Annotated in this window: 15 protein-coding genes; 6 read left to right on the top strand and 9 right to left on the bottom strand. The window is 72.3% G+C overall.

Annotation, left to right across the window (positions count from 1 at the left end; translation table 11 throughout):
* Window positions 1–62 precede the first annotated feature (62 nt).
* Both ACFQO7_RS03495 and ACFQO7_RS03490 read left to right on the top strand, forming a co-directional pair.
* Window positions 63–317, top strand: a complete 255-nt coding sequence (locus ACFQO7_RS03495) for a hypothetical protein (protein ID WP_360541251.1) — start codon at window positions 63–65, stop codon at window positions 315–317.
* A gap of 63 nt (window positions 318–380) precedes the next feature.
* On the top strand, window positions 381–1,148 hold the full coding sequence (locus tag ACFQO7_RS03490) for an alpha/beta fold hydrolase (RefSeq protein ID WP_376804996.1): 768 nt from the start codon (window positions 381–383) through the stop codon (window positions 1,146–1,148).
* A gap of 47 nt (window positions 1,149–1,195) precedes the next feature.
* Here the strand turns inward: ACFQO7_RS03490 and ACFQO7_RS03485 are convergent, their stop codons facing one another.
* Window positions 1,196–1,612 (bottom strand): HIT family protein, encoded by a 417-nt coding sequence (locus tag ACFQO7_RS03485; RefSeq protein ID WP_376804995.1) that lies wholly within the window; start codon window positions 1,610–1,612, stop codon window positions 1,196–1,198.
* Window positions 1,613–1,654: 42 nt separating this feature from the next.
* On the opposite strand from ACFQO7_RS03485, the gene ACFQO7_RS03480 reads away from it, so the two are divergent.
* A complete protein-coding gene (locus ACFQO7_RS03480; RefSeq protein WP_376804994.1) occupies window positions 1,655–2,209 on the top strand; it encodes a YbaK/EbsC family protein in 555 nt (184 codons plus the stop codon).
* A gap of 47 nt (window positions 2,210–2,256) precedes the next feature.
* Here ACFQO7_RS03480 and ACFQO7_RS03475 read toward each other — a convergent pair whose 3' ends face one another.
* Complete coding sequence (locus tag ACFQO7_RS03475) at window positions 2,257–2,973, bottom strand: hypothetical protein (protein WP_376804993.1); 717 nt, start codon at window positions 2,971–2,973, stop codon at window positions 2,257–2,259.
* A gap of 158 nt (window positions 2,974–3,131) precedes the next feature.
* On the opposite strand from ACFQO7_RS03475, the gene ACFQO7_RS03470 reads away from it, so the two are divergent.
* A complete protein-coding gene (locus ACFQO7_RS03470; RefSeq protein WP_360541240.1) occupies window positions 3,132–3,581 on the top strand; it encodes a DUF3307 domain-containing protein in 450 nt (149 codons plus the stop codon).
* A 140-nt stretch (window positions 3,582–3,721) separates the two neighbouring features.
* A complete protein-coding gene (locus ACFQO7_RS03465) occupies window positions 3,722–4,678 on the top strand; it encodes a phosphotransferase (protein ID WP_376804992.1) in 957 nt (318 codons plus the stop codon).
* Between the two features lie 144 nt (window positions 4,679–4,822).
* On the opposite strand, the gene ACFQO7_RS03460 is transcribed toward ACFQO7_RS03465, so the two are convergent.
* From ACFQO7_RS03460 to ACFQO7_RS03450, 3 genes are read right to left on the bottom strand one after another with little or no spacing between them, the layout of a single operon-like run.
* Window positions 4,823–5,569, bottom strand: coding sequence for a succinate dehydrogenase/fumarate reductase iron-sulfur subunit (locus tag ACFQO7_RS03460; RefSeq protein ID WP_376805021.1), 747 nt, complete (start codon window positions 5,567–5,569; stop codon window positions 4,823–4,825).
* Between the two features lie 11 nt (window positions 5,570–5,580).
* Window positions 5,581–7,521, bottom strand: a complete 1,941-nt coding sequence (locus ACFQO7_RS03455; RefSeq protein WP_376804991.1) for a fumarate reductase/succinate dehydrogenase flavoprotein subunit — start codon at window positions 7,519–7,521, stop codon at window positions 5,581–5,583.
* On the bottom strand, window positions 7,518–8,150 hold the full coding sequence (locus ACFQO7_RS03450; RefSeq protein ID WP_376805020.1) for a succinate dehydrogenase cytochrome b subunit: 633 nt from the start codon (window positions 8,148–8,150) through the stop codon (window positions 7,518–7,520). The genes ACFQO7_RS03455 and ACFQO7_RS03450 overlap by 4 nt, the downstream gene beginning before the upstream one ends.
* 331 nt (window positions 8,151–8,481) lie before the next feature.
* Here ACFQO7_RS03450 and ACFQO7_RS03445 point away from each other — a divergent pair, with 331 nt between their 5' ends.
* Window positions 8,482–9,411: a LysR family transcriptional regulator gene (locus tag ACFQO7_RS03445; protein ID WP_376804990.1), complete on the top strand. Its 930-nt coding sequence runs from the start codon at window positions 8,482–8,484 to the stop codon at window positions 9,409–9,411.
* 74 nt (window positions 9,412–9,485) lie between these two features.
* Here the strand turns inward: ACFQO7_RS03445 and ACFQO7_RS03440 are convergent, their stop codons facing one another.
* The 4 genes from ACFQO7_RS03440 to ACFQO7_RS03425 all read right to left on the bottom strand — a co-directional run bounded on the left by ACFQO7_RS03440 (window position 9,486) and on the right by ACFQO7_RS03425 (window position 12,419).
* On the bottom strand, window positions 9,486–10,298 hold the full coding sequence (locus ACFQO7_RS03440) for a GNAT family N-acetyltransferase (protein WP_376804989.1): 813 nt from the start codon (window positions 10,296–10,298) through the stop codon (window positions 9,486–9,488).
* A 95-nt stretch (window positions 10,299–10,393) separates the two neighbouring features.
* Window positions 10,394–11,044, bottom strand: coding sequence for a nucleotidyl transferase AbiEii/AbiGii toxin family protein (locus ACFQO7_RS03435; RefSeq protein WP_376804988.1), 651 nt, complete (start codon window positions 11,042–11,044; stop codon window positions 10,394–10,396).
* Window positions 11,041–11,406, bottom strand: a complete 366-nt coding sequence (locus tag ACFQO7_RS03430; protein WP_376804987.1) for a hypothetical protein — start codon at window positions 11,404–11,406, stop codon at window positions 11,041–11,043. Before ACFQO7_RS03430 ends, ACFQO7_RS03435 begins: the two co-directional genes overlap by 4 nt.
* 104 nt (window positions 11,407–11,510) lie before the next feature.
* Entirely contained in the window at window positions 11,511–12,419 is a 909-nt protein-coding gene (locus ACFQO7_RS03425; protein ID WP_376804986.1) for a pentapeptide repeat-containing protein, read from the bottom strand.
* Window positions 12,420–12,451 lie beyond the last annotated feature (32 nt).

The raw sequence follows: 12,451 nt of genomic DNA, 5'->3' as shown, positions 1-12,451 counted from the left end.
CGGCGGCCATTGTGGATGAATGAGGTATCGCGCTGAGTCGATCGAGCCGTTATTTTCTGTGCATGTCCGGGGACGCGCTGATGATCGGCATTATCGGAGTGCTGCTGGGGATCCTGGTCGGCCGGCGCTGGCTGAAGATGCAGCAGGCGGGCGCCGGGTACAAGTCCGCGGTCGCCGGGGTGCCGAAGGCCAAGGCCGGGGTGAAGACCGCCCGCAAGGCGTGGATGCTCGCCATCCGGGCCGCGATGCTGGCCGTGGTGCTGCTGTTCGTGTACGTCCTGGCCACGACGACGGCGGTGTTCCAGTCGGCGCGGTGATCAAGATCACCGGTCGGATAACTCGGAGGCGCGGCTCCGCCGTGATCACTAGCCTGGCCCGCGATGACTCTTTCACATGACGTGGCCGGTGACGGCCCGACGATCGTCCTGCTCCACTCCACGGTCTGCGACCGGCGCATGTGGGACCCGCAGCTGCCGGCCCTGACCAGCGCGGGTTACCGCGTGGTGCGCTGCGACCTGCGCGGCTTCGGCGACAGCCCGATGCCCGACCGGCCCTACAACAACGCCGACGACGTCGCCGACCTGCTCGACGAGCTCGGTGTCGAGCAGGCCGCGTTCGTCGGCGCGTCCGGCGGCGGCCGGGTCGCGATCGAGTTCGCGGCCCGCATGCCGCAGCGCACGACCGCCCTGGCCCTGCTGTGCACCGCCGTCGCCGACCACGAGCCCAGCGAGCGCCTGCGCGCGTTCGGCGACCAGGAGGACGCGCTGCTGGAAGCGGGCGACGTCGCCGGGGCGACGGAGCTCAACGTCACGGCGTGGGTCGGCCCGTTCGCCGACGACGCGACCCGCGACCTGGTGCGGCGGATGCAGCGGCACGCGTTCGAGGTGCAGCTCGCCCCGCAGGAGGAGGAGCACGGCTCGGTCAAGCACGACGTCGACCTCGCCGCGGTCACCGCCCCGGTGCTGCTGGTGTCCGGCGAGCACGACTTCGCCGACTTCCACGACATCGCCGTACGGCTGAACAAGCAGTTCGCCGGGTCGCGTCACGTGCACCTGGACTGGGCCGGGCACCTGCCGAGCATGGAGCGGCCCGAGGAGCTGAACCCGATGCTGGTGGACTTCCTCCGCGAGACCGTCCCGGCTCGCTGACCGGCGGTGCGGCGAGGGGGTGGCTGCCCCTTCGCCGCGCGCCCGGTTCAGGCGGCGAGCGCGGCGGCGATGGCGTCGGCGTGCTCGCGGGCCTGGGCGTCGTCGGTGTACTTGGTGCGGGGCCAGAAGAAGCCGCGCAGGCCGTCGCCCTTGCGGCGCGGCACGACGTGGGTGTGCAGGTGCGGCACACTCTGGCTGATCTTGTTGTTGAGGGCGACGAAGGTGCCCTGGGCCGACATCGCCGACTCGACGGCCCCGGCGATGCGCTGCACCTGCTGGAAGTAGCCGCCCACGGCTTCGGCGGCCAGGTCGTGCAGGGTCGGCACGTGCTCGCGCGGCACCACCAGCACGTGCCCGGGGAACACCGGGCGGGTGTCGAGGAACGCGACGACCGTGTCGTCGGCGTGCACCAGCCACGCCGGTCGCGCCCCGGCCGCGATCTCGCAGAACAGACATCCTTCCATGGCAACGCCGAGCCTATCCGCTGTCTGGGTAGCATCGGTCGCATGTCTGCTGCACCGATCGGGAACTTCGAGGCGGCCTGGCCCGCCGTGGACCGCGCCGACCTCGTCGCCGCTCCGGTGGCCAAGGCCCTGGCCGGCTGGACCGGCGCTGAGCCGGTCGAGTCGGTGCTGGTCGTCGACACCGATCCGGAGCTGGCCGACACCGGCAACTTCGGCCAGGCGTACGACGTGGCCCCGGAGCTGTCCGCCAACTGCGTGGTGGTGGCCGCCAAGCGGGGGCAGGACGTGACGTACGCCGCGTGTTTGGTGCTGGCCAGCACCCGTGCCGACGTCAACGGGCTGGTCCGCAAGCACCTCGGGGCGCGTAAGGCGTCGTTCGCGCCGATGGACGAGGCCGTGTCGCTGACCGGGATGCAGTACGGCGGCATCACCCCGATCGGGCTGCCCGACGGCTGGCCGGTGCTGGTGGACGCCGCCGTCGCGGACGCGCCGTACGTGGTGATCGGGTCCGGCAACCGGCGCGGGAAGATCATCGTGCCGGGCAAGGTGCTGGCCGGACTGCCCGGCGCGACGGTGCTGGAAGGCCTGGGTCTGTAGGTCGCGGTCTACCCGGGCCGCGGGGGAAGCGGCCCGGGCTCGCCGGTTCAGTTCGGCAGGGCGGCCAGCAGGCCCAGCAGCTCCCAGCGCTCGGCCTCGGTCAGCGCGTCGTAGACCAGGTCGTCGCGGCGGTTCGTGTCCTGCTCGATCGACACCCGCAGGGGGTCGGTCGGCGACAGGGCCCGCAGCTGCGCCAAGGTCAGCCCGGCGGCCGCCCACGCGGCCCGGTGCGCGTCGCCGCGGTGGTGGCGCAGCGCGCCCATGCGGGTGCCGACCTGCAGCGCGTACGACGCGCCGGCGGGCTCGTACACCGGCGTCGCCGCCCGGAACGCCGGACCGCCCGTGGCCTCACCGGCCTTGAGCAGCACCCCGAGCAGCTCGGCCAGGCGCGGCAGCGCCGCCTCGCCCGGCAGTGCGCCGAAGTAGGTCTGCGCCCACAACTCCTGCGCGGCGTCGGCGATCACCTGCTGCAGCTCCAGCGTGAACGCACGGCCCGGCTCGGTCAGCGACCAGGTGCCGGCCTCGTCGACGGCCATGATGCCCTGCTCCAGCTCCCCGGTCATGTCCGAGCCGCTGTAGGTGGTCGCCGCCGCGAACGCGTCGGCCGGCATCGGGCGGGCCAGCAGGCCGAAGTAGAAGCTGCCGTTGAAGCCCGGCTGCAGCCCGGTCCGGGCGACCAGCTCGCGGAGCCGGTCGCGGGCGGCCTGGCGCATTCCGATGTAGACGCGGTCGATCGCGGGCCGGACGAGCGCGGCGTAGGACATGTGGACTCCCCGTGGTCGGTTTTACTGAACCCGCCACCCTACCCAGCCGGGTGGAGGAGTTCCAGGCCACAATCCACGCTCAATCCGTAGTGCAGCACACATCGAAACTGTCGGCTGGATCGCAGCAGGACGCGCTGAAGCGAGCCACCATGGAGGGCATGTCCACCGTTGCCGACCCGATGGTGGTGGCCCGCGCGGCCACCTTCGCCGTGGTGCTCCTCGTGCTGTATGTCGGGCACCAGCTGGGCGACCACGTCGCGCAGACCGACCGGCAGGCGGAGGGCAAGGCCGCGCCCGGCCGGCGCGGCTGGGCGGCGATGGCCGGGCACCTGGCCGGCTACCACGTGACCATGGCGGTGCTGCTGGCCGGCACCACCGCGGTGCTGCGACTGCCGCTGTCGGGCTGGGGCATCGCCGCCGGGCTGGCGTTCTCCGTGGCCACCCACGCGCTGCTCGACCGCCGCTGGCCGGTCCGGGCGCTGCTGCGGGCCACCGGCTCCCCGAACTTCGCCGAGCTGACCACCCCGGTGTGCGGCATGTACGCCGCCGACCAGGCCCTGCACCTGCTCGCGCTGCTCATCTCGGCCCTGCTCATCGTCGCCGTCTGACCGGGGAGCCGCCACAGGCCGAAGGAAGGGCACCTTCACATCGATACACGTTGTGGAAGGTGCCCTTCCTCACCGTGCACCGGGGCGGGCCAGCAGAAATGGCGGGCGGGCCGGATGGCCCCGACGGTAGCCTGCCCCGCATGGACAACACGGTGACGCCCGACTGGGCGCGGGCCTTGGCCTGGATCGACGACACCCTGGCGGGAGCGGGGCTGCGGGCCGCCGGGCCGGTTGAGCAGACCCGGGTGAGGCCGTGGTCGGTGCTGGCGAAGGTGCCCGTCGGGGACGGCACGATGTGGTTCAAGGCCAACGGGCACTGCTCGACGTACGAGGCCCGGCTGCTGGACGCGCTGGGCCGCTGGGCCCCGGGACGGGTCCTGGAGCCGATCGCGATCGACGGCGAGCGCGGCTGGTCGCTGCTGCCCGACGGGGGCCGGACGCTGCGCGAGGTGGCCGCCGACGACCCGGCGCACTGGGAGGATCTGCTGGCCAGGCACGCCGAGCTGCAGCGCGACCTCGCGCCGCGGGCGGCCGAGATGATCTTGCTGGGTGTGCCGGACATGACCGCGGCAGAACTGCCGGGCCACTTCACGGCCCTGCTCGATGACCCGGCCGTCGGCGGAGCCCTGCCCGCGGAGCAGCTGGCGCGGCTGCGGGCGTACCAGCCGGCGTACCGGCTGCTGTGCGAGCGGGTCGCGGCGAGCGCGGTGCCGGTGTCGGTGCAGCACGACGACCTGCACGACGGGAACGTGCTGGTCGGGGACGGTTACCGGTTCTTCGACTGGGGTGACGCGTCGGTGGCGCATCCGTTCGCGGTGCTGCTGATCGCGCTGCGCGTCGCCGCCGACCGGTACGACCTGAAGCCCGGTGATCCGGTGCTGGCCCGGCTGCGCGACGCGTACCTGGAGCCGTGGACCGCGTACGGCACCCGCGCCGAGCTGGCCGCCGAAGTCGAGCCCGCGGTGCAGGCCGCCAAGGTCAGCCGCGCACTGTCCTGGCAGCGCTCGCTGGAGGGCGCCGACCCCGACGCGCTGGCGAAATACGGCCCCGCCGTGCCCGGCTGGCTTGAGGAACTGCTGACCCCGAACGTCCTCTAGCGGCGGCGACGCTCGCGGCGCGCCGAAACCCCGCGCGCGACAGCTCCCAACGGCGCTGACCAGCGCCGCCGCAGGCGAAAACGAAGGAAGGGCGCCTTCTTAACGGACGTCCGTTAAGAAGGTGCCCTTCCTTCGTCAAAAACCTCAGCTGGAGGCGCGGAGGGCCTGGCGGTAGTCCTTGTTGAGGCGGGCGATGGTCTCCAGGGGGATGCCCTTGGGGCAGACCGAGGTGCACTCGCCGGTGTTGGTGCAGCCGCCGAAGCCGGCCTCGTCATGCGCGTTGATCATGTCGATGACGCGGGTGTCGCGCTCCGGTTGGCCCTGCGGAAGCAGGCCCAGGTGGGTGATCTTCGCGGCGGTGAACAGCATGCCGGAGCCGTTCGGGCACGCCGCGACGCACGCGCCGCAGCCGATGCAGGTCGCGGCCTCGAAGGCGAGGTCGGCGTCGGCCTTGGGCACCGGGGTGGCGTGCGCGTCGGGCGCGGAGCCGGTGGGCGCGGAGATGTACCCGCCCGCCTGGATGATCTTGTCGAAGGCGCGGCGGTCCACGACCAGGTCCTTCACGACCGGGAACGCGGCGGCCCGCCACGGCTCGATGTCGATCGTCTCGCCGTCGGAGAAGTGCCGCATGTGCAGCTGGCACGTCGTGGTGGCCTTCTCCGGGCCGTGCGGCACGCCGTTGATGACCAGGCTGCACGCGCCGCAGATGCCCTCGCGGCAGTCGTGGTCGAAGGCGACCGGGTCCTCGCCGTCGAGCGTCAGGCGCTCGTTGAGCACGTCGAGCATCTCCAGGAACGACATGTCCGGGGAGACGTTCTGCAGCTGGTAGGTCACCATGCCGCCCTTGTCCCGCGCGTCGGCCTGCCGCCAGATGCGCAGCTTCAGGCTCATCAGCTTCTCGGTCACTTGTAGCTCCGCTGGCTCGGGTGTACGTACTCGAAGGTCAGGTCCTCCTTGTGGAGGACCGGCGTGTCGCCGCCGAACTCCCAGGCGGCGACATAGCTGAACGTGTCGTCGTCGCGCTGCGCCTCGCCCTCCTCGGTCTGGCTCTCGGCGCGGAAGTGGCCGCCGCACGACTCCTCGCGGTGCAGCGCGTCGATGCACATCAGCTCGGCCAGCTCGAAGAAGTCGGCCACCCGGCCGGCCCGCTCCAGGGACTGGTTGAGGCCCTCGCCGTCGCCGGGCACCTTGGCCCGCTGCCAGAACTCGGCCTTCAGCTCGCGGATCTCGCTGATCGCCTTGCGCAGGCCGGCGTCGGTGCGCTCCATGCCGCAGTACTCCCACATGATGCGGCCCAGCTCGCGGTGGAAGGAGTCGACGGTGCGGTCACCGTTGATCGCCAGCAGCTTCTCGATGCGGTCCTCGACCAGCTTGCGAGCTTCGGCGACCTCGGCGTTCTCGGCGTCCAGCTTCGGGAACGGGCCCGCGGCCAGGTAGTCGCCGATGGTGTTCGGGAGCACGAAGTAGCCGTCGGCCAGGCCCTGCATCAGCGCGGACGCGCCCAGGCGGTTCGCGCCGTGGTCGGAGAAGTTCGCCTCGCCGATCACGAACAGGCCGGGGATCGTCGACTGCAGGTCGTAGTCCACCCAGAGGCCGCCCATGGTGTAGTGCACGGCCGGGTAGATGCGCATCGGCGTGGTGTACGGGTCCTCGCCGGTGATGCGCTGGTACATCTCGAACAGGTTGCCGTACTTGGCCTCGACCGCGTCGCGGCCCAGGCGGCCGATCGCGGCGGCGAAGTCCAGGTACACGCCCAGCCCGCCGGGGCCGACGCCGCGGCCCTCGTCGCAGACGTTCTTCGCGGCACGCGAGGCGATGTCACGCGGCACCAGGTTGCCGAACGCCGGGTAGATGCGCTCCAGGTAGTAGTCGCGCTCGTCCTCGGGGATGTCGGCCGGGACGCGGTTGTCGCCCTTGGCCTTGGGCACCCACACCCGGCCGTCGTTGCGCAGCGACTCCGACATCAGGGTCAGCTTGGACTGGTGGTCGCCGGAGACCGGGATACACGTCGGGTGGATCTGCGTGTAGCACGGGTTGGCGAACAGCGCGCCCTTGCGGTGCGCCCGCCACGAGGCGGTGACGTTGCAGCCCTTGGCGTTGGTGGACAGGAAGAACACGTTGCCGTACCCGCCGGAGGCGAGCACGACCGCGTCGGCGAACTCGGTGCTGATCTCGCCGGTGACCAGGTCGCGGACCACGATGCCGCGGGCCCGGCCGTCCACGATGATCAGTTCGAGCATCTCGTGGCGGTCGTGCATCGTCACGGTGCCGGCCGCGATCTGGCGCTCCAGGGCCTGGTACGCGCCGAGCAGCAGCTGCTGGCCCGTTTGGCCCCGGGCGTAGAAGGTGCGGGAGACCTGCGCGCCGCCGAAGGAGCGGGTGTCGAGCAGGCCGCCGTACTCGCGGGCGAACGGGACGCCCTGCGCCACGCACTGGTCGATGATCTGCACGGAGATCTGCGCGAGGCGGTGCACGTTGGACTCGCGGCTGCGGAAGTCGCCGCCCTTGACCGTGTCGTAGAACAGCCGGTGCACCGAGTCGCCGTCGTTGCGGTAGTTCTTGGCGGCGTTGATGCCGCCCTGCGCGGCGATGGAGTGCGCGCGGCGCGGGGAGTCCTGGTAGCAGTACGACTTGACCTGGTAGCCCAGCTCGCCCAGGGTCGCCGCCGCGCTGCCGCCGGCCAGGCCGGTGCCGACCACGATGACAGTGAGCTTGCGCTTGTTGGCCGGGTTGACCAGCTTCGCGCCGAAGCGGCGGCGCTCCCAGCGGGTCTCGATCGGGCCGTCGGGGGCCTTGGTGTCGGCGACCGGGTCACCGAGGGTGTAGTAGTCCGTCATGGTCATTTCACCAACCCTGTGAGTACGGCGAACGGAACGGCGAGGAAGCCCGCGCAGGTGACGAAGGCGATGGCGAACGCGGTGCCCTTGAGGACGCGCTCGCGGCGGGCGTTGCTGACGCCGAGGGTCTGCAGCCCGCTCCAGAGGCCGTGGCGCAGGTGGAACCCGAGGGTGACCACGGCCAGGACGTAGAAGGCGGTGACGTACCAGCGCTCGGGGGCGAAGCCCTGCACGACGGCGGCGTTGGCCTGGGCGGTGTCGGCGACCGGGTTGAACGTACGGGTGGTCAGGTCGAGGATGTGGTAGACCACGAAGAAGAAGACGATCACCCCGCCCCAGCGCATGGTGCGTGCGGCGTAGCTGCCCTGGACCGGCTTGCGGTGGGCGTACTTGACCGGGCGGGCCTTGCGGGCACGGATCGTCAGCACCGCCGCCGACCAGATGTGCAGGCCCAGCGCGACCAGCAGGCCGACCCGCTGGATCCACAGGAAGCCCGAGTACGGCAACAGCGGCTCGCCGATCTCGCGCAGCCAGTGCGCGTAGTGGTCGAACGCCTCCGCGCCGAAGAAAATCTTGAGGTTGCCGATCATGTGCGCGAGCAGGAACAGCACGAGTGCCGCGCCCGAGATCGCCATGATGACCTTGAGGCCGACCGAGGAACGGAAAAGTCCAGGCCGGGAGAGGGTCTGATTCGCTACTGCCACGCCTCGGAGGCTAGGACGAAGTGGATCAGGCGTCCAATGCATGGGACCCGCAGAGTCCATAGCCGGGAGCTATCTGGAAACCAGCTGCACACCTGAACGCGTGCTGAAAGATCACCTTCAGCAGCGTGGACGTGGTCCCACCCACTGGACACCCTGTGACACATCCCTCAGCACGTGGCCAACCTCACTGCCAGCGCAAACGGACCTTTCCGGCAGGGTGGGGCATGGCAACGGGGGTTCCGATAGCCCTAGCCTATAGAGCATGCAGCTGCAGCAGCTCAAGTACTTCGTCGCGGTCGCCGATACCCGGCACTTCACCCAGGCGGCCGAGCAGGCCGGGGTGACCCAGCCTTCGCTGAGCAAGCAGATCCACGTGCTGGAGACCGAACTGGGCGCGCCGCTGTTCACGCGCTCGCGGGGCAACATCATGCTCACCCCCGCCGGAGAGGCGCTGCTGCCCCGTGCCCGGCGCATCCTCGCTGACGTGGAGACCGCGCGGCTGGAGGTGCAGGAGCTGATCGGGGTGCGGCGTGGGCGGCTGCGCCTCGGTGCCACGCCCAGCCTGTGCACCAGCCTGGTCGCGCCGGTGCTGCGCCGATACCAGGAGGGCTATCCGGGCGTACGCCTCATGCTGGAGGAGGGCGGCTCGCAGGACCTGGTCGGCAAGCTGGCCCGCGGCGGCCTGGACCTGGCCCTGATCGTGCTGCCCGACCAGGGCACCGACCCGGCGCTGCGGGCCGAGCCGATCCTGCGGGAGAGCCTCGTCGTGGCGTCGGCCGCGACGCTGCCCGCGCCGACCGAGGCGGGCGCGCTGAGCCTGTCGGAGCTGGACGGCCAGCCGCTGGTCATGTTCCGCCCCGGCTACGACCTGCGCGACGCGACCCTGGATGCCTGCCGCCGGGCCGGTTTCACCCCCACGTTCGCCATCGAGGGCGGCGAGATGGACGCCGTGCTCGGCTTCGTCGAGGCAGGGCTGGGCGTGGCCCTGGTGCCGTCGCTGGTCCTGTCCGGGCGTACCCGCCTGCGCTCCACTCCCCTGGCTCCCCCGGGCGTGCAGCGCACCATCGCCCTGGCCCACCGCCGCGACGTGACTCCCACCCACGCCGCCCGTGCCCTGCGCGAGGTTTTGCTCGCCTACGTGCACGAGGAGTCCGCCTGGTCCCGCCTGCCCACCGGCGTCGAACCCATCTGAGGGCGAAGGAAGGGCACCTTCTACAACGCAGAGCGTTGTAGAAGGTGCCCTTCCTATCCTTCGCGGAGCGCTGATCAGGCAGGAGGGTCGGCGATGCAGGCGGTGGCGACGCGGACGAAGCCCTGGCGTTCGTACACGCGGGCCACGTCCTCCGAGGCCGCGGACAGGAACACGGTGCGCACACCCTGGTCGAGGGCGTGGCGGGCGAGCAGGGCGGTGACGGTCCCGCCGAGGCCGCGGCGGCGTGCCGAGGGCAGCGTGGCCACTCCGACGATCTCGGCGACGTCGCCCGCACGCTGGTAGAGGCCGCTGGCCGCCGGTCCCTGATCGGGCAGCTCGGCCAGCGCGTTGGCCCGCACGCCGCTGCGGATGTCGGCGAGCTGCCGGGCCAGCGCCTCGGCGTCGGGGATCTTCAGCGCGGCGTCGCGCTCGGCCGGCCCGGCGTCGCCGGCCGCGGTGCCCGGGGAGCTGAATCCGACATGTGCCACGGCGCTGATCGCGGCCAGGTCGGCGGCTGCGTCGGGGGCGTCCGCGTCGACGATGCGGGCGGGTCCGGTGGCGGCGGCGAGCCGGGCGGGGTCGAGCACGAGCAGCGGGGCGCGCAGCACCGACAGTCCGGCGGCTTCGGCGAGCGGCAGCAGCCCGGGGGTGGTCTCGTCGACCCACTCGAACGCCTCGGGCAGGTCGAGTTCGCGCTGGCGGGCGCGTACGGCGGCGATGTCGGCCGCGGTCGGGACAGGCCCGCCGAGGACAGGGCGGGCGTAGAACGGGTACGGCGTGTTCTGGCGCAGGAACAGGTCGAGTCCGCCGTGCCGCTCCACGGCGGCCCGGTCGCGGGGCACGGCGTCGTAGAAGCGTTCCAGGCGGTTCAGCAGATCGTCGGTCACCGGCTGAGGCTAATGGCCGCCCGCTGGGAGTGGGGATGGGAAGGGCACCTTCTACAACGCGGAGCGTTGTGAAGGTGCCCTTCCTTCGTGCGGGGTCAGGGGCGGGGCCAGGTGGTGAAGGCGGCGCGGACGGTGGCGCAGGCTTGCGGCGACAGTCCGTAGAGGTGCTGCCAGACGTCGTCGGAGAGGCGGTCGAGGCGGGCCATGGCGGCGGTGAAGTCCTCGTCGGACAGGGTCGGGTCGGCGCGCAGGCCGAGCTCGACGAGCTGCTCGCGGGTGTAGTCGCGCAGCGCGCCCGCGACGTCGATGTAGTCGCGGGGCTCGGCGCGGGTCGCCAGCGCGGCGACCTTGCCGCCGAGCACGTCCTCGACGTGCAGCACCGGGCCGATGTCCATGACGACGGTGCCGCGGTTGCGGTCGAACCGGGCCAGGGTCAGCCGCATCACCGCGTCGGCGCGCGTGATCTGGAACTCGACGAGCTCGTCGTCGAGGCCGCCGAAGACCTCGCCGAGGTCGTCGCCGCACGCCGCGACGTCCAGCCCCGCCGCGGCCAGCGCCTGGGCGACCAGTGCCCCGGCGGAGCGGACCCCGCCGTCGACATCGGTGAACAGGTCCACGTCCTCGGTCGCGCGGTGCACGATGCCGTACAGGTTGAGCGCGTGCCCGCCGCCGAGGGCGAACCCGTGCGCCTGTGCCACACCCAGCGCGATCCGCGCGACCTCGACCTGGAGTTCCTCGACCGTCATCCGGCGGCCGTCATCGCCCGCCGGTCGGCGGCACGCAGCGCCGGGTGGCGCTGCTCCCACGCCTGGCGCACCCCGCGCGGCAGGAACAGCTGCGGCCACAGCCGGACCAGGGTCGGCCCGTCGAGCCAGGCCCGCAGCTCCTCGGTGGTGCTCGCCTCGCGCAGCACCGTCTCGTACATCCACTGCAGCAGGTGCGGGTTGTCCAGCTCGATACGGCGGTCGGCCTGCCAGAACAGCCGGTGCGGCAGGACCGCGACGCCGGAGGTCGGCCCGGCGAGCGCCGTCAGGTCCGGGGCCACCAGCGCACGGCGGCCCGGCCGCGCGCTCGGGGGCGCGGCACTGCGGCGATCGCGGCGGTCCACACACTGAGGGTAGCGGCTGGCGGACCCGCTGGGACAGCCGCGCGGGCCCGCCTTCGCCTGCCGGTGGACGGCACACCGTGTGACCTGGGCGTACGCGGTCGGGGTCAGCGGCGGCGGGTGGGGCGGTTCCGGGCCGGGCGTGATGGGCGTGCACGGCTGCCGGCGTCGCCGGTGGCGGTGTGCGTGGCGGGCCAGTGGGCGGGGCGGGTGTGGGTCGGCGGCAGCAGGGTGCCGAGGTCGCCGTGGGCCGCGTCGAGCTGTGACTGGAGCAGGTACAGGCAGCCGGTGAGGTCCGCGCCACGGATGTCCGCGCCGCGCAGGTCCGCGCCGAGCAGATCGGCTCCGCGCAGGTTCGCGCCGCGCAGGTCGGCGCCGATCAGGTACGTCCCGCGCAGGCTCCCCCGGCGCAGATCGGCACCGCGCAGGTCCGCACCCATCAGGTCGGCCCCGGACCGGTCGGGTCCGAGCGGCCCGCCGCGCCCACGCACCGCCGCGCTGGTCTGGCGCAGCAGGTCGGCGGCCTCGCGACGGCGGGCGTCGACGTCGACGGCGGCCAGTTCGGCGGGCGTGCCGCCGGTGAGCCGCTCGGTCTGGGCCAGCACCCGGGCCAGGTCCGCGCCCAGCGGGCCGCCCGGCTGCAGCGACACCGCCTCGTGCAGCAGGTACAGCAGCTCGTGCAGGTGCCGCATGACCGTGAACGAGGCGAACATGTCCCGGGCCGTGGCGGGTTCGGCGCGCCAGTCGCGGCCGCCGAAGGTGACCTGGGCGACCTGCTGACCCGCGCCGAAGCAGTCGAACACGGTGCACCCGGCGAAGCCGCGCTCGCGCAGCTGCGTGTGGATGCCGCAGCGGAAGTCCTCGCGCAGGTTCGGGCAGGCGGTGCCGGCGGGTTTGTCGATCGCGAAGTCGCTGGACCGGGCGAACGCGGGCGCGACGCAGCACAGCGCGAAGCAGCGCGAGCAGTCGGCGTGCAGGCGCTCGCGCCAGGTCTCGGCGGGTGGGGCGCTGGACACGACGACGGCTCCTGAGCTGGTCTTCTGGCGGT

This window comes from Catellatospora aurea (assembly GCF_042663325.1).
In the GTDB taxonomy this organism is placed as follows: domain Bacteria; phylum Actinomycetota; class Actinomycetes; order Mycobacteriales; family Micromonosporaceae; genus Catellatospora; species Catellatospora aurea.
The sequence above is the reverse complement of the archived record's forward strand: the minus strand, read 5'-3'. Positions and strand labels throughout refer to the sequence as shown.

What these genes read in the sequence shown, in the direction of transcription:
- ACFQO7_RS03495 (WP_360541251.1), top strand. Translation starts at nt 63, where the DNA reads ATGTCCGGGGACGCGCTGATGATCGGCATTATCGGAGTGCTGCTGGGG.
- ACFQO7_RS03490 (WP_376804996.1), top strand. Translation starts at nt 381, where the DNA reads ATGACTCTTTCACATGACGTGGCCGGTGACGGCCCGACGATCGTCCTG.
- ACFQO7_RS03485 (WP_376804995.1), bottom strand. Translation starts at nt 1,612, where the DNA reads ATGGAAGGATGTCTGTTCTGCGAGATCGCGGCCGGGGCGCGACCGGCG.
- ACFQO7_RS03480 (WP_376804994.1), top strand. Translation starts at nt 1,655, where the DNA reads ATGTCTGCTGCACCGATCGGGAACTTCGAGGCGGCCTGGCCCGCCGTG.
- ACFQO7_RS03475 (WP_376804993.1), bottom strand. Translation starts at nt 2,973, where the DNA reads ATGTCCTACGCCGCGCTCGTCCGGCCCGCGATCGACCGCGTCTACATC.
- ACFQO7_RS03470 (WP_360541240.1), top strand. Translation starts at nt 3,132, where the DNA reads ATGTCCACCGTTGCCGACCCGATGGTGGTGGCCCGCGCGGCCACCTTC.
- ACFQO7_RS03465 (WP_376804992.1), top strand. Translation starts at nt 3,722, where the DNA reads ATGGACAACACGGTGACGCCCGACTGGGCGCGGGCCTTGGCCTGGATC.
- ACFQO7_RS03460 (WP_376805021.1), bottom strand. Translation starts at nt 5,569, where the DNA reads ATGAGCCTGAAGCTGCGCATCTGGCGGCAGGCCGACGCGCGGGACAAG.
- ACFQO7_RS03455 (WP_376804991.1), bottom strand. Translation starts at nt 7,521, where the DNA reads ATGACCATGACGGACTACTACACCCTCGGTGACCCGGTCGCCGACACC.
- ACFQO7_RS03450 (WP_376805020.1), bottom strand. Translation starts at nt 8,150, where the DNA reads ATGGCGATCTCGGGCGCGGCACTCGTGCTGTTCCTGCTCGCGCACATG.
- ACFQO7_RS03445 (WP_376804990.1), top strand. Translation starts at nt 8,482, where the DNA reads ATGCAGCTGCAGCAGCTCAAGTACTTCGTCGCGGTCGCCGATACCCGG.
- ACFQO7_RS03435 (WP_376804988.1), bottom strand. Translation starts at nt 11,044, where the DNA reads ATGACGGTCGAGGAACTCCAGGTCGAGGTCGCGCGGATCGCGCTGGGT.